Source organism: Sporanaerobacter sp. (assembly GCF_047830725.1).
In the GTDB taxonomy this organism is placed as follows: Bacteria; Bacillota; Clostridia; order Tissierellales; family Sporanaerobacteraceae; genus Sporanaerobacter.
On the sequence record NZ_CP181252.1, the window covers coordinates 1976074 to 2000827 of the forward strand.

22 protein-coding genes and 2 other annotated features are annotated in these 24754 nt (G+C 29.9%); of the genes, 18 read left to right on the forward strand and 4 right to left on the reverse strand.

The features are described 5' to 3' along the window. The first annotated feature begins 14 nt into the window (after positions 1-14). The 6 genes from ACFWUA_RS09850 to ACFWUA_RS09875 all read left to right on the forward strand — a co-directional run bounded on the left by ACFWUA_RS09850 (position 15) and on the right by ACFWUA_RS09875 (position 9032). A complete protein-coding gene (locus tag ACFWUA_RS09850) occupies positions 15-1340 on the forward strand; it encodes a replication-associated recombination protein A (RefSeq protein ID WP_416197848.1) in 1326 nt (441 codons plus the stop codon). Between the two features lie 27 nt (positions 1341-1367). Beyond that, positions 1368-1601 (forward strand) — a binding site (T-box leader). Between the two features lie 47 nt (positions 1602-1648). Next, entirely contained in the window at positions 1649-3040 is a 1392-nt protein-coding gene (gene asnS, locus ACFWUA_RS09855) for an asparagine--tRNA ligase (protein ID WP_416197849.1), read from the forward strand. A gap of 49 nt (positions 3041-3089) precedes the next feature. Further along, positions 3090-3300 (forward strand) — a binding site (T-box leader). Positions 3301-3347: 47 nt separating this feature from the next. Beyond that, positions 3348-5759: a leucine--tRNA ligase gene (gene leuS, locus ACFWUA_RS09860; RefSeq protein ID WP_416197850.1), complete on the forward strand. Its 2412-nt coding sequence runs from the start codon at positions 3348-3350 to the stop codon at positions 5757-5759. Between the two features lie 138 nt (positions 5760-5897). Then, positions 5898-6854: an L-threonine 3-dehydrogenase gene (locus tag ACFWUA_RS09865; RefSeq protein ID WP_416197851.1), complete on the forward strand. Its 957-nt coding sequence runs from the start codon at positions 5898-5900 to the stop codon at positions 6852-6854. 128 nt (positions 6855-6982) lie between these two features. Further along, positions 6983-7951, forward strand: a complete 969-nt coding sequence (rfbB, locus tag ACFWUA_RS09870) for a dTDP-glucose 4,6-dehydratase (RefSeq protein WP_416197852.1) — start codon at positions 6983-6985, stop codon at positions 7949-7951. Positions 7952-7967: 16 nt separating this feature from the next. Further along, complete coding sequence (locus ACFWUA_RS09875) at positions 7968-9032, forward strand: glucose-1-phosphate thymidylyltransferase (RefSeq protein ID WP_416197853.1); 1065 nt, start codon at positions 7968-7970, stop codon at positions 9030-9032. Between the two features lie 88 nt (positions 9033-9120). Here the strand turns inward: ACFWUA_RS09875 and ACFWUA_RS09880 are convergent, their stop codons facing one another. Beyond that, on the reverse strand, positions 9121-9831 hold the full coding sequence (locus ACFWUA_RS09880) for a glycosyltransferase (protein WP_416197854.1): 711 nt from the start codon (positions 9829-9831) through the stop codon (positions 9121-9123). A gap of 74 nt (positions 9832-9905) precedes the next feature. Beyond that, positions 9906-10619, reverse strand: a complete 714-nt coding sequence (locus ACFWUA_RS09885) for a glycosyltransferase (RefSeq protein WP_416197855.1) — start codon at positions 10617-10619, stop codon at positions 9906-9908. A 129-nt stretch (positions 10620-10748) separates the two neighbouring features. On the opposite strand from ACFWUA_RS09885, the gene ACFWUA_RS09890 reads away from it, so the two are divergent. After that, positions 10749-12059 carry a nucleotide sugar dehydrogenase gene (locus ACFWUA_RS09890; RefSeq protein WP_416197856.1) on the forward strand — a complete coding sequence of 437 codons (1311 nt, stop codon included), beginning with the start codon at positions 10749-10751 and terminating at the stop codon, positions 12057-12059. On the opposite strand, the gene ACFWUA_RS09895 is transcribed toward ACFWUA_RS09890, so the two are convergent. After that, positions 12027-12785, reverse strand: a complete 759-nt coding sequence (locus tag ACFWUA_RS09895) for a glycosyltransferase (protein WP_416197857.1) — start codon at positions 12783-12785, stop codon at positions 12027-12029. The genes ACFWUA_RS09890 and ACFWUA_RS09895 overlap by 33 nt on opposite strands. 90 nt (positions 12786-12875) lie before the next feature. Between ACFWUA_RS09895 and ACFWUA_RS09900 the strand changes: the two genes are divergently transcribed. Then, positions 12876-13157 (forward strand): DUF3343 domain-containing protein, encoded by a 282-nt coding sequence (locus ACFWUA_RS09900; protein ID WP_416197858.1) that lies wholly within the window; start codon positions 12876-12878, stop codon positions 13155-13157. Here ACFWUA_RS09900 and ACFWUA_RS09905 read toward each other — a convergent pair. After that, positions 13150-14454 (reverse strand): hypothetical protein, encoded by a 1305-nt coding sequence (locus tag ACFWUA_RS09905; RefSeq protein WP_416197859.1) that lies wholly within the window; start codon positions 14452-14454, stop codon positions 13150-13152. The genes ACFWUA_RS09900 and ACFWUA_RS09905 overlap by 8 nt on opposite strands. Before the next feature lie 90 nt (positions 14455-14544). Here ACFWUA_RS09905 and ACFWUA_RS09910 point away from each other — a divergent pair, with 90 nt between their 5' ends. The 10 genes from ACFWUA_RS09910 to ACFWUA_RS09955 all read left to right on the forward strand — a co-directional run bounded on the left by ACFWUA_RS09910 (position 14545) and on the right by ACFWUA_RS09955 (position 24731). Then, positions 14545-15156: a hypothetical protein gene (locus tag ACFWUA_RS09910; protein WP_416197860.1), complete on the forward strand. Its 612-nt coding sequence runs from the start codon at positions 14545-14547 to the stop codon at positions 15154-15156. Positions 15157-15277: 121 nt separating this feature from the next. After that, complete coding sequence (locus ACFWUA_RS09915; RefSeq protein WP_416197861.1) at positions 15278-15721, forward strand: RrF2 family transcriptional regulator; 444 nt, start codon at positions 15278-15280, stop codon at positions 15719-15721. Positions 15722-15732: 11 nt separating this feature from the next. Further along, positions 15733-16911, forward strand: a complete 1179-nt coding sequence (gene nifS / locus ACFWUA_RS09920; RefSeq protein ID WP_416197862.1) for a cysteine desulfurase NifS — start codon at positions 15733-15735, stop codon at positions 16909-16911. Continuing rightward, the gene (gene nifU / locus ACFWUA_RS09925; protein ID WP_416197863.1) at positions 16911-17345 is read left to right on the forward strand and encodes a Fe-S cluster assembly scaffold protein NifU; all 435 of its coding nucleotides are present in this window, start codon (positions 16911-16913) and stop codon (positions 17343-17345) included. The genes nifS and nifU overlap by 1 nt, the downstream gene beginning before the upstream one ends. A 111-nt stretch (positions 17346-17456) precedes the next feature. Then, positions 17457-17993, forward strand: a complete 537-nt coding sequence (locus tag ACFWUA_RS09930) for a PRC-barrel domain-containing protein (RefSeq protein ID WP_416197864.1) — start codon at positions 17457-17459, stop codon at positions 17991-17993. Positions 17994-18040: 47 nt separating this feature from the next. After that, positions 18041-18208: a hypothetical protein gene (locus ACFWUA_RS09935; RefSeq protein ID WP_416197865.1), complete on the forward strand. Its 168-nt coding sequence runs from the start codon at positions 18041-18043 to the stop codon at positions 18206-18208. Between the two features lie 6 nt (positions 18209-18214). Continuing rightward, positions 18215-19420, forward strand: coding sequence for an AI-2E family transporter (locus ACFWUA_RS09940; protein WP_416197866.1), 1206 nt, complete (start codon positions 18215-18217; stop codon positions 19418-19420). Positions 19421-19552: 132 nt separating this feature from the next. Beyond that, positions 19553-22195: an alanine--tRNA ligase gene (gene alaS / locus ACFWUA_RS09945; RefSeq protein ID WP_416197867.1), complete on the forward strand. Its 2643-nt coding sequence runs from the start codon at positions 19553-19555 to the stop codon at positions 22193-22195. Positions 22196-22296: 101 nt separating this feature from the next. Next, the gene (locus ACFWUA_RS09950) at positions 22297-22566 is read left to right on the forward strand and encodes an IreB family regulatory phosphoprotein (protein WP_416197868.1); all 270 of its coding nucleotides are present in this window, start codon (positions 22297-22299) and stop codon (positions 22564-22566) included. 11 nt (positions 22567-22577) lie between these two features. After that, positions 22578-24731 carry a hypothetical protein gene (locus ACFWUA_RS09955; protein ID WP_416197869.1) on the forward strand — a complete coding sequence of 718 codons (2154 nt, stop codon included), beginning with the start codon at positions 22578-22580 and terminating at the stop codon, positions 24729-24731. Positions 24732-24754: the final 23 nt, after the last annotated feature.

Consider the following 24754-nt stretch of genomic DNA (forward strand, 5'->3'; position numbering starts at 1 on the left):
AATTAGGTGATTAAATGGATTTATTTAGCTACAGTATGGAAAGACAATTGAAAAGGGAAGCACCTCTTGCTGAAAGAATGAGGCCTACAACATTAGAAGAATTTGTTGGTCAAGAGCATGTGCTGGGAGATGGAAAGTTTTTAAGAAGATCAATTAGTGCAGATAGACTTCCTTCTATGATATTATATGGTCCTCCTGGAACTGGGAAAACTACATTGGCTATGATTGTTGCCAACACTACAAATATGAAATTTGAGAAACTAAGTGCCGTTACATCTGGAGTGAAGGATATTAGACTTGTTACGGAAAGAGCAGAAGAAGAATTGAAAATGCATGGCAATAGGACTATATTGTTCATTGATGAAATTCACAGATTTAATAAATCTCAACAAGATGCACTATTACCTTTTGTTGAAAAAGGTATAATAATACTTATAGGTGCGACTACAGAAAATCCTTATTTTGAAGTAAATAAAGCACTTCTTTCTAGAACTGTAATCATAAAGATGGAACCCTTAAAAAGGGATGATTTAAAAAAACTTATTTTAAGGGCTTTAAATGACAGTGAAAAAGGTCTTGGAAAATTCAATGTAAATATAGATGAAGAAGCAATAGAATGTCTTGTAGATATAGCAAATGGAGATGCAAGGGTAGTGCTAAACTCTTTAGAGTTAGCGGTTTTAACAACTGAAAGTGATGTAAACAATACGATTTATATAGACAAAGATACCATAATTAATTCAATTCAGACGAAAGGAATTAAATATGACAAAAGTGGGGATGAGCACTATGATACAATTTCCGCTTTCATAAAAAGTATGAGGGGTTCAGATCCAGATGCTACTTTGTATTGGTTAGCAAAGATGATAGAAGCCGGAGAAGATCCAAAGTTTATAGCAAGGCGCATTATCATATGTGCCTCTGAAGATGTTGGGAATGCCGATCCTCAAGCACTTTCTATAGCTGTATCTGCTTTTCACGCAGTTGAAATAGTTGGGATGCCTGAAGGAAGAATTCCTTTAGCCCAAGCAGCTCTGTATATAGCTTGTGCACCTAAAAGCAATGCTTCTTATCTAGGAATAAATAAAGCTTTGTCAGATGTTAGGAACAATGAGATAGGAGGAGTTCCCAAACATTTAAAAGATGCTAGTTACAATGGAGCTAAAAATTTTGGCTATGGTCTTCAGTACAAATACCCTCATGATTATCCTAATTCTTTTGTTGTGCAACAATATTTACCTGATGAATATAAAGATAAAATTTATTATAATCCTACTAAAAATGGTTATGAAAAAATTATTAGTGAAAGATTGCATGAACTATTTGACAAAAATGAATAATAAAACTATAATGATGATAATAATAGTTTAAAGACAGTGAAGGGAAGAGTAGGTATAGTTGAAGTTATAGCGATTCGGTGATGGTGGAAGACCGATACTTAGGCTATATTGAAGAACATCCTAGAGTCTCTAACCGAAATTTTTAGAGTAGGCTTAGACGGATTCACACCGTTATATGTGATAGGTATATAGAAAAGTACCAAAATTAAGTGGCTATTTATGTAGCAATTAGGGTGGCACCGCGAACCTTTCGTCCCTTTAGAAGGATGAAAGGTTTTTTTGTACATTTTTATGAGAGGAGAGATAAAATGGAAAAACTTACTGTAAAAGAAATTTATAGAGAAACGGAAAAATATCTAAATAAGGATGTAAAAATTGAAGGATGGGTGAGAACTTTAAGGAGTTCTAAAGTATTTGGTTTTATTGAAGTTAATGATGGAACTTTTTTCAAGAACATTCAGGTTGTATTTGATGAAAATATGGAAAATTTTAAAGATATTTGCAAACTTCCTATTAGTTCATCTATAGTAGTTGAAGGGAAATTAGATCCAACTCCTGAAGCTAAACAGCCTTTTGAAATTAAAGCGACTAATATTTTAGTGGAGGGCTATTCTAACAATGATTATCCACTGCAAAAGAAAAGACATTCTTTTGAATATTTGAGAACAATAGCTCATTTAAGGCCTAGAAGCAATACTTTTTCTGCAGTATTTAGAGTGAGGAGTTTAGCTGCATATGCAATACACAAATTTTTCCAAGAAAGAGGGTTCGTCTATGTCCACACTCCTATAATTACAGCAAGTGATGCTGAAGGAGCAGGAGAAATGTTTAGAGTCACTACTTTGGATTTAGAAAATTTGCCATTAGATGAGAACAAAAAAGTTGATTTTAAAGAAGATTTTTTTGGAAAAGAAACTAATTTAACAGTTAGTGGTCAGTTGGAAGCAGAAGCTTATGCACTAGCTTTTAGAAATGTATATACTTTTGGCCCAACATTTAGAGCAGAAAATTCAAATACTGCAAGACATGCGGCAGAATTTTGGATGATAGAACCTGAAATTGCATTTGCAGATCTTCGTGATGATATGAACTTGGCAGAAGATATGATGAAATATGTTATAAATTATTGTTTGGAAAATGCAAAAGAAGAAATGGAGTTTTTTAATTCTTTTGTAGATAAAGGACTTTTTGGAAGATTAGAAAATGTAGTAAATTCTGATTTTGGATGTATAACATATACAGAAGCAGTTGATATTTTAAAGAAATCAGGAGAGAAATTTGATTATCCTGTAGAATGGGGAATGGATTTGCAGACTGAACATGAGCGATATATAACTGAGAAAGTATTCAAGAAACCCGTATTTGTTATAGATTATCCAAAGGATATAAAGGCTTTTTATATGAGATTAAATGATGATGAAAAAACTGTTGCAGCTATGGACTTACTTGTACCTGGAGTGGGAGAAATAATTGGAGGAAGCCAAAGAGAAGAAAGACTAGATGTGCTTGAGGGAAGAATGGACGAATTGGGATTAGATAAGGAGGCATATTGGTGGTATTTAGAATTGAGAAAATATGGTGGAACTAAACATGCAGGGTATGGTCTTGGATTTGAAAGAGCTATAATGTATATAACTGGTATGAGCAATATTAGAGACGTATTACCTTTCCCAAGGACGGTTAATTCAGCAGAATTTTAAAATATTGTTGATTTTATATCCTAAATTTGTTATAATACAGAAAAATCATATATAAACTTTGAAGAAAAGTAGTAGGTTTCAAGTTATTTAAAGAGAACTGTTGGTTGGTGCAAAACAGTATTAGCTAAAACTGAACTCGTTTCTGAGTTGTCAAAGTGAAAATAGTAGCTTTGACCGGTTGTAAGCCGTTATATTTTAAAGTGGGAAGATGAAATCTTCCAATTAGTGTGGTACCGCGGAGTAAACCTTTCGTCTCTAATATGACGAGAGGTTTTTTTATCTTTAAAAATATGAGGAGGTTTGAAAAATGGCTGAGTACAATCCAAATGTTATTGAAAAGAAATGGCAAGATATTTGGGAAGAAAAGGAAGTTTTTAAGACTAGTAGCGATAAGTCTAAACCTAAGTTTTATGCTCTAATAGAATTTCCTTATCCTTCTGGGAAAGGATTACATGTAGGTCATCCAAGACCTTATACTGCTTTAGATATAGTTGCAAGAAAAAGAAGATTTGAAGGATATAATGTATTATATCCAATGGGCTGGGATGCTTTTGGACTTCCAACAGAAAATTTTGCAATTAAAAATAAAATTCATCCCAAAATTGTTACAGAAAAAAATGTAGAGATGTTTAAAAATCAACTTAAGTCTATAGGCTTTTCTTTTGATTGGTCAAAAGAAATAAATACTACAGATCCAAAGTATTATAAATGGACGCAATGGATATTTTTGAAGATGTTTGAAAAAGGTCTTGCTTATAAGCAAGAAATGCCTATAAATTGGTGTACTTCCTGTAAAGTAGGTTTGGCAAATGAAGAAGTTGTAAATGGTACTTGTGAGAGATGTGGTGGAGAAGTTGTAAGAAAGGTTAAGAACCAGTGGATGCTTAAGATTACTGAATATGCAGATAGACTTATAAATGATTTGGATACAGTAGACTATATTGAAAGAGTAAAAACACAACAAATAAATTGGATAGGTAAATCTGAAGGAATGGAAGTGGATTTTCAAATCAGTGGCAAAAATGACAAATTGAGAGTTTTTACGACTAGACCAGATACATTGTATGGTTCTACTTATATGGTTATAGCACCTGAACATCCATTGATAGAAAAATACAAGGATGAAATTGAAAATTTAGATGAGTTAAGAGCTTATCAGGAAATGAGTAGCAAAAAATCTGATTTTGAAAGAACTGAATTAGTTAAAGAAAAAACTGGTGTTGAGATAAAAGGATTAAAAGCTATAAATCCAGCCAATGGAAAAGAAATTCCTATTTGGATTTCTGATTATGTACTTATAAGCTATGGTACAGGAGCTATCATGGCGGTACCTGGTCATGACAGTAGGGACTGGGAATTTGCAAAGAAATTTGGACTTCCAATAGTAGAAGTTGTAGCGGGTGGAAATGTAGAAGAAAGTGCATATACAGATACTGAATCAGGAATATTGGTCAATTCAGGCTTCTTAAATGGATTAGAAGTCAAAGAAGCTAAAAAGAAGATAAGCGATTGGCTTGTAGAAAAAGGTCTTGGAGAGAGAAAAATAAATTACAAGTTGAGAGATTGGGTATTTTCTCGCCAAAGATATTGGGGAGAACCTATACCACTAGTTTATTGTGAAAAATGTGGATGGGTTCCTGTTCCAGAAGAAGAATTGCCTGTTTTGTTGCCTGAAGTTGAAAGCTATGAACCTACAGACAACGGAGAATCACCTCTTGCTAAGATGAAAGATTGGGTAGAAACAACTTGCCCTAAATGTGGAGGAAAGGCTAAAAGAGAAACAGATACTATGCCTCAATGGGCTGGTTCATCTTGGTACTTTTTAAGATATATAGACCCACACAATGAAAATGAGTTGGCAAGTAAAGAAGAATTAGATTATTGGCTACCAGTAGATTGGTACAATGGTGGAATGGAGCATACTACACTACATTTACTTTATTCAAGATTTTGGCATAAATTTTTATATGATTTAGGAGTAGTGCCTTGTCCTGAACCATATAAAAAGAGAACTTCTCATGGAATGATACTGGGAGAAAATAATGAAAAAATGTCAAAATCTAGAGGGAATGTAATCAATCCAGATGAGATAGTCAATAAATATGGCGCTGATACATTGAGAACCTACGAAATGTTTATTGGAGACTTTGAAAAAAGTGTTCCTTGGTCAGAAAATGGAGTTAAAGGATGTAGAAGATTTTTGGAAAGAGTGTGGAGATTGCAAGATATCGTCGTAGAAGGCGATGTTTACTCTAAAGAGCTAGAAACCAGTATTCATAAAACTATTAAGAAGGTAACAGAGGATTATGAAAATCTTAAATTTAATACTGCTATAGCAGCCCTTATGTCACTATTAAATGAATTCAATAGTGTAGGTAAGATTACTCATGAAGATATGAGAACTTATCTCATTTTGTTAAATCCTGTAGCACCACATATTACTGAAGAAATTTGGGATAGATTAAACTTGGGCGGTATGCTACATGAGGCTACATGGCCAAAATGGGATAAGGACAAAATCGTAGATGATGTAGTTGAAATTGCTATACAAATAAATGGCAAGGTTAGAGGAAAGGAAACAATATCTATAGACGAGACAAAAGAGTCAATAAGAGAAAAAGTTTTGAAAAATGAAGGTACGAGAAAATATGTTGAGGGAAAAAATATAGTTAAAGAGATATATGTCCCAGGTAAAATATATAATATTGTAGTTAAATAGGCAAGGGATAATTCCCTTGCCTCAAACTATTTTATATGTTTGATTATTAAATTAAATTAAGTTTTTGAATTTGTGAAAATATGTTATAATTGAATTGCTAGTTAAAAAAGTATACCTATTATTTGGAGGTGCGATGTAATGAGAAAAATTTTAGTTACTGGTGCTTTAGGTCAAATTGGTTCAGAACTAACTATGGAATTGAGAAAAATATACGGAAATGACAATGTTGTAGCTAGTAGTAGAAGAATGAAAGAAGGTCAAGAAAAAGTAATTGAATCAGGCCCTTTTGAAATTGTAGAAGTGACAAATGCTGAACAAATTGCAGATGTTGTGAAAAAACATGGAGTAAATACAATTGTTCACTTAGCAGCATTACTTTCAGCAGTTGGAGAACAAAAACCAAATCAAGCATGGAATATAAACATGAATGGTCTATACAATGTATTGGAAGTAGCAAGAGAAGCAAATTGTGCTGTATTTACTCCAAGTTCTATTGCGGCTTTTGGTCCATCTACTCCAAAAGACAAAACACCACAAGATACTATACAAAGGCCAGAGACTATGTATGGTGTGACAAAAGTAGCAGGAGAATTGTTATGTGACTATTACTATAAAAAGTTTGGCGTAGACACAAGAGGAGTACGTTTTCCAGGACTTATTTCTTATGAAACATTGCCAGGTGGTGGAACTACAGATTATGCTGTACATATCTACTACGAAGCATTGAAACAAAAGAAATATACAAGCTTTATCAAAGAAGGTACTTTTATGGATATGATGTATATGCCAGATGCTCTTGATGCAATCATAGGTTTGATGGAAGCAAATCCAGATAAACTTATTCATAGAAATGCTTTCAATATAACTGCTATGAGTTTTGCACCAGAAGATATTGCAGCTGAAATCAAGAAACATATACCAGAGTTCGAAATAGATTATGATGTAGACCCAGTGAGACAAGCTATTGCAGATTCTTGGCCAAATTCTCTAGATGATAGTGCAGCAAGAGAAGAATGGGGTTGGGATCCAAAATATGATTTGTCAAGTATGACTGTTGATATGTTGGAAAAATTAAAAGAAAAACTAAACAAATAGATAAAATAAAAAGTCTTAGTTGAAATACTAAGACTTTTTATTTTATCTATTTTATCTGATTTACAATATCAAAATTGCTCCTATTTAAATACTATGGTATTAGAAAACAAATAGGATGGTGATTAAAATTGAAAAGAATATTAGTGACAGGTGGAGCAGGTTTTATTGGGAGCAATTTTACACGATATTTTTTAAATAAATATCGTGATTGTGAAGTTATAAATTTAAACAAATTGACTTATGCAGGAAATATAGATAATATAAGAGATTTGCTAGAAGATAAAAGACATAGATTTGTTAAGGGTTCTATAAACGATGAAAAACTGTTGCAACAATTGTTTAATGATAAAATTGACTATATAGTTAATTTTGCAGCTGAGTCTCATGTTGATAGGAGCATAGAAGATTCACTTATATTTACTAAAACAAATATAGTTGGAACTCATACTCTATTGGAAGTTGCTCGAAAACATGGGATAGAAAAATTCATACAAGTATCTACTGATGAAGTTTATGGTTCATTGGGAAGAGATGGTCTCTTTACAGAGAATTCTAATATAAATCCATCAAATCCTTATTCTGCAAGTAAAGCTGGTGCAGATTTGCTTTGCCTTTCTTATTACAAGACATATAAATTTCCTGTAATTATTACGAGGAGTTGTAACAATTATGGACCATATCAGTTTCCAGAAAAGCTTATTCCTTTGATGACGATAAAAGCAATAAAAGGAGAGAAATTGCCTATTTATGGCAATGGACAAAATATAAGAGAGTGGATTTATGTATTTGATCATTGTAGAGCGATAGATATGGTTATTGATAGGGGAAAGATAGGGGAGATATATAATATTAGTACAGGTGAAGAAGAAAGCAATATAAATATAGTGAAGGAGATATTGAGACTATTAAATAAATCAGAAGATCAGATTGAATTTGTAAGTGATAGGCGAGGTCATGATTTTAGGTATGCATTAGATAATACTAAAATATTAAAAGAAATAGGATGGAAACCTATTTATAATTTAAAAGATGGATTAAATGAAACTGTAAAATGGTATGAGAAAAACCAAAATTGGTGGAACAAACTAATTGATTAAGGGAGGAGTTTATACTATGAAGGCTCTTATATTGTGTGGTGGAATGGGTAGCAGGCTTTGGCCTGTGACTCTTTCCATTCAAAAGCAGCTTATTCCTATAGCAAATAAACCAATATTATTCTATATAATAGATTCTTTAGTTGAAGCTAATATAGTGGATATTGGAATTTTGTCAAATCAAAAAGAAGAGATTTTTAATAGAGCATTAAGCTTCTACGAAAAAAGAGAAAAAATAAAATACACTTATATAGATCAAGATAAACCAATCGGACTTGCCAATGCAGTTGTTTCCGCAAGGGGATTTATTGGTGATGAAAAATTTATCATGATATTGGGAGACAATATTTATCAATTTAGTTTGAAAAAATTTCTAGATAAATTTAATTCTGAAAAGGTAAACTGTAGTATATTATTGAAAGAAGTTGAAAATCCATCTCAATTTGGAGTAGCTGATGTTTTAAATGGTAAAATAGTAGATTTAGTTGAAAAGCCTAAAAATCCACCAACAAATTTAGCTATTACAGGTATATATGCTTTTGATTCAAATATATTTAAAGCATGCGAAAATATAAAACCTTCATGGAGAGGTGAATATGAGATAACAGATGCTATAAAATGGCTACTAGATAATAATTATAGTGTGACTTATGATATATTAGAAGGAGAATGGAAGGATTTAGGTGGCCCTGAAGATATATTGAAAGAAAATATGAATAAACTTATTGATATAGAAAATAATGTATCGGGAGAAATTATTTCGACTAATATCACTGGGAAAATAGTTCTTGGTAAAGATTCAAAAATAATAAATAGTATCATTAGGGGACCAGTTAGTATAGGAGATGGTGTCATGATACAAAATTCTTATATAGGTCCCTATACATCACTAGGGAACAATGTCTCTATTTCTAATTGTCAAATTGAAAATAGTATTATATTAGATGAATCCAATATTTCAAATATTGATTCTATAATTGATTCAAGTATTGTAGAAAAAGGATCTGTTATCAAAAAAAGTACCCAATTGAGAAAAGTTAATTCATTTTTATTAGCTAAAAATAGTTTGGTCATAGTAGATTAAGTTTGAAGAACATACTAGTAGCGAGAAGATTAAAAAACTTTCTTCTCGCTGTTTATATTTGAGTAAAAGCTCTCAGTTGAAATTTTGTTTATTCCATAAAGTCTTTTAATATGTCATTTATTATTTTTTCATCTTTAATAATATCTTTATCTTTTATTCCATATCTTTCGAAACAAGTTACAGTGTTATGTGTATGGGCATGGCGAATATAGTTGCGTTTTGATATTATTTCATGTGGTAGTTTTATAGCATAGTCATGTCCTCCAGGGAGAGCATATCTTTCACCATCTAGGTATTTATCTACATCATAGATGAGTGTATAATAATTTGGGGATGTATAGAAAAATTTTGCTATTCTATTTTTTACAGAATCATATATATATCCATTTTGATTTATGATGACTTTTGTTTCTTTTGAAGGATTTATATCGTAGAGTTGTTGTATAAAAGTTTTACGATACATATCATCACAGTCTAATCGTATCATATATAGTAAATCATGATTTTTTGTTTTTTCTGAGACTATTTCTGCGAATTCTTCTGATGTCACGAATTTAATATTTTCAGGAAGCTTTTCATATTTTTTGAGTTCGTTTTCTATTATGTTTTTACTTCTAGAATCATATTTTATTAGAGCTAAAAAATTTTGATTTGTTTGAGCTTTAAGACTTTTTAAAGTATAGCCCATAAATATTTTTATTCTATTTTCAATCCAATCGCTACTAAGTCGCTCTTTTTTCATAGGCCATATATTGAAACTACTTTCTATTATCATGATTTTTGTCTGACTATCTTCCATTTGAAATTCTCCTCCAATATGAAGTATTTATTCTATATTTAAAATATATGAACAATAATTTGTTTTGTTACTTTTCATAAATTTAATTCAAGTGGTGAAACTATTTCTCTATAATCATCTGTATATTTTATTATAGGGAATGTTTTTAGAAGTTCACTATCTTTTATTTTCCACGTATGATCTTTTAGATTTGCATGCCGGTGTGCAACAAAATTGTATTTAGAAGTTGAATAAATTTTAAATTCATTTCTTGAAGCTCGTTTCCTAAAATCCGTATCTACTCCACTTCTTAGAGATGTATTAAATTTTACTTTTTTAAATACACTTTTTTTAAAAGCTAATGTGGCACCTGATACATTGGTGACAAAGGAATTTTCTTGATTTCTTTTTCTAAGGGCTAGTGCACTTAAATTTTCAAAATATATAAAGAAAGTATATTTTCCAACTATATCAGCGTTTGTGAAATTGAAAGCTTCCATACATTCCTCCAAATATTTTTCACCATAATAGTCATCATCATCAAATTTAGCAATTATATCTTTTTTAGCTTTTTCTATGCCAAAGTTTAGACAAAATCCTAAATTATATGCTTGATTTATTCTATAAACTCTAATATTTTCATGATTTTCACATTTTTCATCATATAGAGATTTATCTATATTGTTGTCATTTATTATTATGATGAGTTCTTTATCTTTATAGTTTTGTCTATTAAAATTTTCAAAAACATTGTCAATGAAATTTTTTCTATTGGTACATGTAATCACTGAAATACCTCTAAAATTCATGTTTTTACCTCCTAATAGAGTTCCTAATCTAATGTATTTTTTTATGTTTTATTCTGTTACAATATTTAACTTATTATCTATCTTATACATATTATATTTATGAAAAGAGACATTTTAGGAGGAGATAGGATGAATTTATATGAAGAAATAAAAAATAAAAAAGCTAAGATAGTAGTTGTTGGACTAGGATATGTTGGTTTGCCATTATCCATAGCTTTTGCCAAAAGAGCATCAGTTATTGGATTTGATATAAATAAAAATAAAATAGAAAATTTGCAAAAGGGAATTGACATTACAAATGAAATAAGTAAAGAAGAAATAGAAAGTTCTGGAGTTGTATTTACTGATGAAGAGAAACTCCTTAGGGAAGCAAAGTTTTTCATTATTGCAGTTCCAACACCAGTAGTAAATGGTCAACCAGATTTAAAGTTTGTGTTGAATGCTACAAAAATGGTAGCTAGAAATATTACAAAAGGTTCCATAATAGTATATGAATCTACAGTTTATCCCGGAGTTACAGAAGAAATATGTATACCATTGCTTGAAATTGAGTCAGGATTAAAAGTAAGGTCAGATTTTAAAGTATCTTATTCTCCAGAAAGGTTAAATCCAGGAGATATTACAAACAGGCTTGAAAACATAAAAAAAATAGTAGCTGGTATAGATGATGAAACTGTTGAAATAGTTTCAAAGGTATACGAAATGGTAGTAAAAGCTGGAATATATAAGGTAGATAATATAAAAGTAGCAGAAGCATCAAAACTAATAGAAAATGTACAAAGGGATGTAAATATTGCACTTATGAATGAAATATCTATTATACTAAATAAAGCCAAAATAGACACAAACAAAGTATTGGAAAGTGCTAGGACAAAGTGGAATTTTTTAAATTTCACTCCAGGACTGGTAGGTGGTCATTGTATAGGAGTGGATTCCTATTATTTAATGTTCAAAGCTAGAGAATTAGGATATGACCCTAAAATTATTTATGAAGCAAGAAATATAAATGAGTATATGGAAGAATACGTTGTCAATAATATTTTAGATATATTGTCTTCTAAAAATAAAAAAATAAATAAAGTTAAAATAGTTGTATTTGGTATTACTTTTAAAGAAAATTGTTCAGATATAAGAAATACTCAAGTAGCTAAAATAGTAAAAAGGTTGGAAGAAAAGGGAGCTATTGTAGAGGTAGTTGATCAAGTTGCCAATGGCGAAGAAGTTTTAAATAATTTCAATATAAAATTGCATTCTATAGGATCTATAAAAGAGGCGGATATACTGATATTTTCAGTACCTCATAAGGAGTTTTTAAAACTTAATTTAGAAGATTTAGATAAAATGTACAAAAAAGATGAAGAAAAGATACTGATTGATATAAAAGGAATGTTTGACAAAAAAGAAGCATTAGAAAATGGGTATATCTATTGGCGACTCTAGTTTTCCTATTACTTTGCATTGTTTTATCAATTCATCATCATCGATATTCCAAGTGTGATTGTTGTGTCTTATATAAATATAATAATATTTGTTGGTAGAAAAAATTTTATAGCCTTCTTTTATACAGTCTTTGCAAAACTGTAGATCTTCACCAATATTTTTATCGGAAAATTTTACATTTTGAAATACCTCTCTATCTATCAACATAGTAGCTCCCTCTACTCTATAAGTATATCTATTTTCTCTTTTAGGATTTTTTATTGCTAAGATATTATTTTTTTGAAAATAAATATATGTAGTAGATTTTCCTATTATGCTTGCCTCGGTATAGAGAAAAGGTTTTATTGAGTCTTTAATGTATTCATGAGCATAAAAATCATCATCATCAAATTTAGCTATTATTTGATAATTTGCTTTTTCTACAGCATAATTTAAGCATTCTCCTAAAGATATTTTTTCATCTAATTGATAAATTCTTATATTTTCATTTTCATATTTACTAGCTTCTTTTCTCCATTCGTTTAAATTTAGTAAATTGTTGTTTAATATTATTATTAGTTCTTTTTTCAAAAAAGATTGATTTAGAAAATTGTTAAATATATTGTACATGCAGTTCAATCTATTAGTTGGGGTAATTACAGATACTCCTTTGCTGGAAAGTCTATCTAAATCATCAGGTTCAATTTTAATAAATCGGTTTGATGGAAATACAACATTCATACTCATATTCATACTCCTAAATTTTTATTTTACACATATAAAGATGTAACAAATATTTATATTTTAAAATATTTATAATATAAAGAGGTGAAGAAAATGAAAGACGAAAAATATTATATAGCTGTATTTAAATCTAAAAATTATGCTATACAAATTCAATATATATTAGAAAATTTAGGATATAGCTGTTTTCAGCTCATTTCAACACCATGTGAATTAAAAGCTGGATGTAGCTATTCTATCAAATTTAAAGATATAAATTATTTAGAAATTTTGAAAAGAGAAACTAGCAAATTAAATACTGATATAGAAAGTCTTTATTGCATCGAAAGAAAAAATGGGAAAAAGACAATTAAAAATCTAAATTATCTCATTTAAAAAAAGCAAGCAATTTTTCTAAAAAATTCACATCATCTTTTTTTTTAATTGCCTTTTTTAAGGTGAGTATATCATTTTCTATATTATCTATGGATATTTGAATTTTCTTGATTATACTGTTCATTTCCATTATGCTTTCTTTTAAATTGGCTAAATCATCTATTTCTTTTGTTTTTGGAATCTTTTCTATTTCTTCATTGCTTTTATTTTCTGTGTTTTCATGAAGAAATTCTAAAGTTTCCATTTTTATTTTTGAATTAGTATCATTAACATCTTTAAAATAGAATGATATTTTGTTGTCTATTTTGCAATAAGAATTGTTTACTTTTCCCAGGCAATAATCTTCTTCAAAAACAGATACGTAATTTGAAAAATGCAAACATTCTAAATCTAAGTTCATTTTATCACTTGTATTCCAAGATTCTCCATTATCTAAGGAATATAGTGAATTTATAGTTTTGTTTTTTAAGTATACAATTTTTAGCATATTTTTTGATTCAAATATGATTGGAGTAAAAGTACAGTTTTTTATGGAAGGTAAATTAATTGTTTTCCATTTATATTTGTTTTTGCTATTTTGAGAGAGCTTTTTATATTGAAGTTCGTAATCTCTGTTTTTTAGTGCATACCACAATACATGTATATTATCTTTTGAATCTACAAATAAATATGGAAATAGATTTTTTGTATTTGAATCAGAAATTTGAAAGGGCATTTGATTCCAACTTTCTATATAGGTATTGTAAAAAGTGTAGTATATTTGGCTTGTTTCACCATCTTTGGACGTATAAATAAAATGTATGTTTCCTATTTTATCATAATCAACATAAAATGGATTAAACAAATTTTCAGATAATGTCGTTGCAATTCTTTTTTTGCTCCAACTTGTTTTGTTACCAATGACTACTTCTATAGTCCAAATTTTCCTGTTGACTAAATTGGAATAGGCATAAAAAATATATATTACATTTTTTATTATATATATGGAAAGATTGTTATAAATATTAGATTTCAAATTTAATTTTCCAACTAAACTCTCTGACCATTTATCATCAAAGTATATAGAATAAATCAAACTTCCATCTTCTAACAAATAGATTAAATGTATTTTGTTTTTATTATCTATAAAAGCTGAAAAATCTAGTACATGCTCACTATATACTAAAGAAGTATTCATAAGATTGCTAGAAGAGTCAAATTTATCTACCATGAGTTTATTGTTTTGATTTATATAAAAATTGCAATATTGACCGTTTAAATCTCTTAAAAGTGAACTTTTTATTATTTTTATATTCATATTCTCACCCCTTAAAAAAATATCACAAAACTTCTCTTATTTCATAATATGTAAGAAGAAGTTATTTTATTAAAAGAAAGGAGTGAAAACATGAGTGAATTTAAGAAAGTAATTAACGGGAGTGATGAAGTTCATACAAAACAAGAGGTGGAATATGAATATGATTGCATAATAGTTGATAAAGTATATGATAGTTGTCAACAAAGGCGTTGTTTTAGTAAAATTGAGCAAGATTTAGGTGGAAAAACATTTAAAGCTATCAGGTTCAAGCAAGGGTTTATAGAACCAAATACATTGATTGTAACAGATATAGAAAATCAAACAAATTTCAAAAGGGTGAGTTTTACACTAAAAATACCATATGAGATTATTTTTACTGATGGAAGCAGCATGGAAAAATTCTTACCTGATATATTAAAAGATATAAAATTATTTATACCAGATGCTAGAGATGAATTCACTTTTGATATAGTAGTTGAAACTAGTTCAAAAGTTTTAGGCACCCCTATAGTATCTAGTGGAAAAGTTTCTTTTGCTGCAGGAGTATTTATAATAACTAAAGTTGTTGGAAGAGTTCAATTGTTGATACCTGTTGTTGATTTTTGTCCAGAACCACGAGAGTGTGAGGAGTTTGGGGATATATGTGATAATTTCGAATATGAGCCATTCCCTGATTTCTTCCCTCCACAACTTGAAGACTAACGAAAAGAAGAGCAAAATGCTCTTCTTTTTTATTTAAATGAATGTTGACAAAAATACTAGGGTATAATATACTTATAAAAGAAAACCAAGTAATTCAGTTGGGATTAAAAGAGGTGAAAAAATGAAGCTGTCTACAAAGGGAAGATATGGGCTTAAAGCGATGTTTCAACTTGCACTTCACTATGGAGAAGGGCCAATTCCTTTGAAAAATGTGGCTGATGAACAAAATATATCTGAAAATTATTTAGAACAATTGGTTGCTGTATTGAAAAAAAATGGACTCCTTGAAAGTGTTCGTGGAGCTCAAGGTGGTTATTTACTTGCCAAGTCTCCTGATGAAATTACTGTAGGGAATATTTTGAGAGTTTTGGAAGGAGATATGGCACCAGCAGATTGTGTACTTGATAATGAGATGTTTAAATGTGAAAAAGCAGAGTATTGTGTTACAAAGCTTGTATGGACAAGAATTAGGGATAGCATAGATGATGTAGTTGATTCTATTACTCTTCAGGATATGGTTGATGAACATAATACTATTATGGCAAATAAGAAATTAGAAGTTTAGGAGGAATTGTTATGAGAAACTATATTTATATGGATAATGCAGCCACAACTCCTACAAAAAAAGAAGTGTTGGCTGAAATGTTACCTTATTTTAGTGAAAAGTATGGAAATCCATCTAGCATATATTCTCTAGGCGGTCAATCTAAAAATGCTATTGAAAAGGCTAGAGAACAAGTGGCTACAGTTCTAGGTGCAAAATCAAAAGAAATTTATTTTACTAGTGGTGGTTCTGAGGCAGATAACTGGGCGATAAAGGGAATTGCATTTGCCAATAGACATAAAGGAAATCATATTATTACATCAAAGATTGAACATCATGCAGTCCTTCATACTTGTGAATTTTTAGAAAGGCAAGGTTTTAGAATTACCTATTTGGATGTTGATGAATATGGTGTAGTGGATATTGAACAATTAAAAAGTTCAATCACTGATGAAACTATACTTATTTCAATAATGTTTGCTAACAATGAAATTGGAACTATACAGCCTATCAAGGAAATTGGTGAAATAGCTAAGGAAAAAGGTATATATTTTCATACTGATGCAGTTCAAGCTATAGGAAATATAAAGATAGATGTAAATGAACTAAATATAGATTTACTTTCGTTGTCAGCTCACAAGTTTTATGGACCAAAAGGCATAGGTGCACTATATATTAGACAAGGAGTTAAGCTTGACAATTTGATAGAAGGTGGAGCTCAAGAAAAAAATAAAAGAGCAGGAACTGAAAATGTTCCAGGAATTGTAGGACTAGGCAAAGCTATAGAACTTGCATATGAAAAATTAGATGAACACAATAAAAAACTCATCAGTTTAAGGGAAAGGCTTATAAAGGGAGTATTTGATAATATTGAGGATGTAAGACTAAATGGTCATCCAACAAATAGATTGCCTGGAAACACAAACTTTTGTTTCAAATATATTGAAGGCGAATCCTTGCTACTTAGCTTAGATATGGAAGGCGTGGCAGGTTCTAGTGGTTCTGCCTGTACATCTGGCTCATTAGATCCCTCTCATGTATTGCTAGCTATAGGATTGCCACATGAGATAGCTCATGGTTCGTTGAGACTTACATTAGGTGATTTCAATACTGAGGAAGAAGTTGATTATGTAGTTGAAAAACTTATACCTATAGTTCAAAGACTTAGGGATATGTCACCATTATACGAAAAAGCAAAGGGGGAGAAATAATGTATTCAGAAAAAGTAATGGATCATTTTAGAAATCCAAGAAATGTTGGAGAAATTCCAAATGCTGATGGAGTAGGAGAAGTTGGGAATCCAAAATGTGGAGATATCATGAAAATGTATTTAAAAATAGAAGATGGTATTATTGTTGATGCTAAATTTAAAACTTTTGGATGTGGCTCAGCTATTGCATCATCAAGTATGGCAACTGAAATGATTAAAGGAAAATCTATAAATGAGGCAATGAAAATTTCAAACAAAGCTGTTGCTGAAGCTCTTGATGGATTGCCACCAGTTAAAATGCATTGTTCAGTACTTGCAGAACAAGCTATAAAATCAGCTCTATTGGATTATTCGAAAAAGAACAATATCCATATAGATGGACTGGAGGATTTTAACCCAGATGAAGATCCTCATGGTGAAGAAATAGAAGAATAGGAAATATTAAAAGCTACTGAAATTTTTCAGTAGCTTTTAATATTTGTTTTATTATGTGAAACAATAATAATAATAATAATAATAAACTATATTTTGAAAAGAGGAGTACAATTGATTAAATATAAAAATTTGATTGGAATGAAAGTGTTAGATGTTGAAAGCAATGAAAAAATTGGAGAAGTATATGATGGGATATTGTCTAAAAACTTAAAATATTTAACAAATATAGTGATTAAAAATGGAAAGTTAATAAAAGAAAAAAATACTTTGCCATTAAAAAAAATAATTTCATTTAAAAAAGATTCAATTATAGTAAATGGAAATAGTATTATAAAATTTGAAGAGTGGAATGAACAGGAATGTGTTTCAATAGAGAAGATAAAATTTATAGACAAAATAGTTTATACAGAGACTGGAGAATGTTTAGGAATGGTGAAGGATTTGCTATTTAATTTTAATGATGGCAAATTAGTTGGCTATATTATTACGGAAGGTTTTTTAGAAGATATATCTAAAGGAAGAAGTTTCATACCAGATGTAGGAGATATAAGGATAAATGATGATAGTTTAATAGTTGGGGAGAATATAAAAGACATTATTAGCAAAAACAAAGAATATTACAAAAAACTACTAGAATTAGTACAGTAGGAAATAGGAACAATAAATGTAGAAATAAAATAAAGGAGAGGATAAAGATGAAAAACGGTTTTGGAAGAGGAGCAATGATAGGAACAATATTAGGAGCTTCAACTGGAATGTATGCAGCTTCTAGAATAGACTCAAAACAAAGAAGAAAGATGAGAAGAAATACTAGAAAAACTATGTCTAATATAAAAAATGGGATAACTTCATTTTGGGGATAGGTAGCTTTGGCTACCTATCTTATATCAAGGAATTATATGCCATTTTGGGAAAACATAAGACATAACATTTTGCTCCTCATTGGTATACTTCTTCTTGTCATTATATACTATATAATAAATATTGGTAATAGATATGTGGATGAAGAGAAGAAAATCAAAGTAGACAATAAGAAATTTACTACTACATTCATATATGTACTTATATTATATATTTTATATATGCTAATAAAAAAGTATCCATTTTTATCAGAAATAATAAATATAACAATTTTCTCTCTAATTTTTGCCTATTTATTTAATCCTGTAGTTGAACTCATTGAAAAAAAAGGAATACCTAGATTATGGAGTGTAATTATAGTTTATATTCTCATTATAGCTATATTAGCTGTTGTTTTCTTTACGTTTTTACCTAAAATCATAAGAGAATTTAAAAAATTAGGAAATGTTTTGCCAAATTATATAGATCAGATAAACAATTTTTTATACAATATAAATAATAGTAGTTTATTAAAATCAAGCAATTTACCTCCTCAATTAGATGGAGTAAAGGATGTGTTTAAAGAAAATCTGGAAAGTATTGAGAGTTTTATTATAAAGTGGTTTTCTGATTTTGTAGATAAAATAATAAATATGTTTTCTAAAATATTTATCATTGCTATTATCCCCATTATTTCATTTTATTTTTTGAAAGACAAAGAGTTCTTCAAGAAAAAAATTTATTTGATAATTCCAAAATCTCATAGAAATGAAATGATAAATTTATTTAAAGAGATAGATAATATGTTGGGTCAGTTTATAAGAGGAAGAGTTATAGTAGCCATATTTGTTGGTGTTAGTACAACTATTGCTTTAGCTTTATTAAAAATTAATTTTGCATTTATCATAGGTATGTTGGCGGGACTTGCTGATATAATACCTTATTTTGGCCCAATCATAGGAATAATTCCAGCAGTTTTTTTTGCTATTTTAGAAAGTCCCATTAAAGCTTTATGGGTAATAATTATATTCACCATTATACAACAAATAGAAAATGATATAATAACTCCCAAAATAGTTGGAGAGAGTGTAGGAATTCATCCTGTGACTGTTATGCTATCTTTGATAATTGGAGGAGGTTTTTTTGGGATATTGGGAATGGTTCTTGCTATACCTGTGGTTGCAATACTAAAAATTATATATTCACATTTTGTAGAAAGTCGCAGTAGAAGTTAGATTGTTGACAATTGAAAGTTTTTTAATTATAATCCTAGGTATAGAGCAGAAATTGGTACTCGTCCTTTTTTGTTTTAGGACGGGTTTTTTGTAATAATAAATTTTCAAGGATATAAGCGAGGTGTATATGGCATGAAGAAATTCGGATTACATGAAGTGAGGAAAGAATTTTTAAGTTTTTTTGAAGAAAAAAACCATTTAGTACTAGATAGTTTTTCGTTAGTTCCTAAAAATGACAAGAGTTTACTTTTAATAAATGCAGGAATGGCACCTTTAAAACCATATTTTACTGGTGAAAGTGTTCCACCTAGAAGGAGAGTTGCAACTTGTCAGAAATGTGTTAGAACTGGGGATATTGAAAATGTAGGTAAAACAGATAGACATGCTACTTTCTTTGAAATGCTCGGAAATTTTTCTTTTGGGGATTACTTTAAAGAGGAAGCTATAGAGTGGGCGTGGGAGTTTATAACTCAAAGATTAGAGATACCTGAAGACAAAATTTGGGTTACTATATATACTGATGATGATGAGGCTTTTCAAATATGGAATGAGAAAATAGGCATTGAAGCTAAAAAAATAGTTAGGCTCGGGAAAGAAGATAATTTTTGGGAACTTGAGGTTGGACCTTGTGGGCCATGTTCAGAGATATATGTAGATAGAGGAGAGGAATATGGATGCGGGAAACCTACATGTAAGCCAGGTTGTGACTGTGATAGATATGTAGAAGTTTGGAATTTAGTATTTTCTCAATATGATAAAGATGAGTTTGGTAACTACAATCCACTTCCAAATCCAAATATAGATACAGGAATGGGTCTTGAGAGGATTACAGCTGTATTAGAAGGAGCTAGAAATATTTTTGAAGTTGGAGTTATAAACACTTTGTTGAGGGAAGTAGAAAATGTTTGTGGTAAGAAATATGGAGAAGACCCAAAGGTAGATGAATCCATAAGAGTTATAACTGATCATATAAGGGCTATAACTTTCATGGTTTCTGATGGCATACTTCCAAGCAATGAAGGTAGAGGATATGTGCTTAGAAGGCTTATAAGAAGAGCTGCAAGACATGGAAAGTTACTTGGAATTGAAGATATATTTTTATATAATCTTTCATCTAAAGTAATTGATATTTGGAAAGATGAATATGATGAAATTGAAAGAAATGGGGAACAGATAAAGAAAGTTATTAAATCAGAGGAAGAAAAGTTCAGAGAAACCATAGATCAAGGCATTCATATACTTGAAGAATACGTGGAAGAAATGAAGGCAAATAATGAAACTGTATTGGATGGAGATAAAGCATTTAAACTTTATGATACTTATGGTTTTCCACTAGATTTGACTAGAGAGATTTTAGAAGAAATGGGACTTAAGGTTGATGAAATGGAATTTAATATGGAAATGGAAGCTCAAAGAGAAAGAGCGAGAAAAGCTAGAGAAGATGTTGGTGTAGGAGCTTGGGGAAAAGATGAGCTTTCTGAAAGATTTAAAGGGTATAATACTCTATTTAAAGGCTATGAGCATACTAGATTGAATTCTAATATCATTGGATTATTTAAAGATAATAATAAAGTTTCTTCTCTAAACGAAGGTGAAGAGGGTATAGTTCTTCTTCACGAAACTCCTTTTTATGGAGAAAGCGGAGGTCAAATAGGCGATATAGGGCTAATTGAGAATGATAATTTTAAAGCTTATGTTTTAGATACAAAAAAGACCAAAGAAGATGTGATATTTCATTTAGTAAAGGTAGAGAGTGGAGAAATAAGAGAAGGAGAAGAAATTCTTGCATTAGTTGATGAAAAGAGAAGAAAAGATATTGCAAGAAATCACTCTGCTACTCATTTGCTCCATAGAGCTTTAAAAGATGTTTTGGGAGAACATGTGAATCAGGCGGGTTCGCTAGTATTATCTAACAGATTGAGATTCGATTTTACGCATTTTGAAGCTATTAGCAATGAGGATTTAAATAGAATAGAAAAAATAGTCAATGAGAAAATTCTAGAAGAATTAGAGGTAAATGTAGTTGAAACAAGTTTGAAAGAAGCACAAGAATCTGGAGCTATGGCACTATTTGATGAAAAATATAAAGATATAGTGAGAATGGTTAAAATGGGTGATTACAGCAAAGAATTATGCGGAGGAACTCACGTAGCTAATACTAGCAGTATAGGATTATTTAAAATTGTCAATGAATCTAGTATAGCATCAGGAGTTAGAAGAATAGAGGCTGTAACTGGAAGAGGAGCTTATGGATACCTAATAGAATTGGAAGAAGATATACATTCAATTTCAGCCATACTTAAGACAAGTAAAAAAGATATAAAAGAAAAGGTAAGAAATCTAACAGAAGAACTAAAAGAGAAAGAAAAGGAAATTGAATCCTTAAAATCCAAAATGGCTTCTTCTTTAGCTGAAGATGTTGCAAAACAAAGGCATATTGTAGAGGATATAAATGTTGTCACTTATAGAGCGGAAGGCATGGATATAAATAGTCTTAGAAATTTAGGCGATGAGGTTAAAAGTCATTTAGATTCTGGAGTGATTGTATTGTCTTCAGTTATAGATGACAAAGTATCATTTGTCACTATGGTCACAAAGGATTTAGTTGGTAGGGGACTTCATGCAGGAAATATCATAAGAGAAGTCGCTAAAACTACTGGTGGCGGTGGTGGTGGCCGCCCAGACATGGCACAGGCTGGTGGCAAGGATCCAACTAAGATAGATGAAGCCTTGAAATTAGTAGATAGTCTCATAAAAGTACAATTAAAAAAATAGTAAATTAAAATAAATATTAGCCATTTATTTGGCTAATATTTATTTTAAAAGGGTGTATATAATGAACAGTTTATGGTATATATATATAAGGGGGTGTTTTTATGAACAACAACTTTAATGAAACCATGAAGTTTGAACCACCAAAAGAAAATGTAAATGAGGCTAGAAATATAATTCTAACTGTATATGAAGCTCTAGAAGAAAAAGGGTACAATCCTATCAATCAAATGATTGGATATATATTATCTGGAGATCCAACATATATAACTAGCTACAACAATGCTAGAAGTTTAATTAGAAAGCTTGAGAGAGATGAATTAATTGAAGAATTGCTAAAATACTATTTAAAAAATGAGAAGGATGAAAAGTAGGAGAGATTCAATTGCATAAGTCAAAATATATAATTTGGTTTTTTATATTAATAATTGTTTTTTCTATTTTTACAAATGAATATAGTTTTGCTCAAGAGGATAAAGATAGCAAGAAAACTGTATATCTAGTGGTTGTAAATAAATATACATTAGAAGATATTTCTCATATGCCTAAGCTTAAAAAAATTATTGATGAAGGTTCCATTGGACTTATGAATACTAAAGGATTATATGGATATAAGGGACCAGAAAGTTTTCTGACTATAAATTCTTCCAAAAAGGCTTATACTACTGATGAAGGGGCCAAAGCCTATAATTTAAATGAAAACAATATAGAAGTCTATGAGAGAAGAATAGCCCCTATAGAAGGAAGTTATGAAGTAGGAAATACAAATTTAAATAAAATACTAGAATATAATAAGGAAAATACTTATATGCCATATATAGGGGCTTTAGGTGATAGTTTGCATGAAGCTAATCTTAAAACTGCTATATTTGGAAATGCAGATACTATTGATAAAGTATATAGACCTAGTAGCTTGATACCAATGGATTCAAAAGGCTTGATTGATTTTGGAAATGTAGATGGTGTGTTGGTTGAAGACGGAGAATCACCTTATGGTTTTAGGACTGATTATGACAAACTTATTAAAGAGATAGGTAAAGTAAAAGATGAATCGTCTCTTATAGTCATAGAAACTGGAGATTTAGATAGACTTAGTTTTTATAGTAGTGAATTGACGGATGAAATGTTTGAAAAGCATAGAACAGAAATACTTTATAGAATAGATGAGTTTTTAGGAAATTTTACCAAAGAAATTGATAAAGACAATTCACTTTTCATTATATTGAGTCCTAATAGTGGAGAAGAAAGAATACAAAATTCAAAACTTTCACCTGTAATCATATGGGGTCACAATGTACCAAAAGGTATACTTACTTCATCAACTACTAGAAGAGATGGTGTTGTAACAAATATAGATATAGCTCCTACAATTTCAAGTTTTTTAAATACATCAAGAGACAATATGTCAGGAAATATTATTGAATGTAAAAAGAGTATTGAAAATCTACAATTTATTTTAAATAGCAATGGAAGGATAGATATTGTTTCTAAAAGTAGATTTTATCTATTAAATATATATAGTATTTTATCTATAATCGTAATGTTATTTGTCACAATAGTGCTAGCTTTAAAGATTAAAATAAAGGATAATTTGTACAAGATGTTAAAAATTTTTTTAATTGCTATAGGAGTAATTCCCATTGGATTTTTAGTAGCTTCTTTTGGAAAATGGGATACTTATACAAAGTTTATATTGACTCTTTTATTTTCTATAGTTGCTTTTATTTTTATTATATATAATTTAAAAGTGAAGAACAAAGCAATTTTAATTTCTGGACTTATTTATGGAATAATTATTGTGGATATGTTTAGTGGAGGCAATTTATCTAGGTATTCTGTATTGGGACATGATCCAGCTATTGGAGCTAGATACTTTGGATTAGGAAATGAGTTAGTTGGAGTATTTTTGGGTGCTACTACAGTTTTTTTAAGTATGAATTTGAATAGAGGTGGAAATAAGTTTATATCATATATTTTACTTGTTTTATCTGCTATTGTAGTAGGACATCCTAAACTTGGAGCTAATGTGGGAGGTTCTATTTCTATAGTCTTTGCATTATTATATTTTATAATGGAAAGCTTAGATAGGGAAATGAGTTTGAAAAAAATATTGAGCATGGGTATTTTAACGATTTTGTTTGTTGTGGCCATGGCCTTTATAGATATTAAATTTAATCCCAATCCTACTCATTTAGGCAAAACTATTATGATGATGAGTAGTGATGGAAGCAATATTGCCAACAACATTGCTTTTAGGAAGATACTTATGAATATAAAATTAGTTGGTTCTTCTATTTGGGCAAAGGCATTATATGTAAATATTTTTTGTCAAGTGTTGATATTTACAGTACTTGAAGATAAAATAAGGGATATTTTTAATAAGAATAAATATCTTTTTATAGGTTTTGTAAGTAGCATAGTAGGAAGCATAGTAGGATTTTTGGTTAATGATTCTGGTATAATATTAGCTGGGTTATCTATGAATTTAATAATGGTTTTCTTTATATATACGGTGATGGAATATTTGGCAAATGAATAGAATTTATTTAAATGGAGAATGAT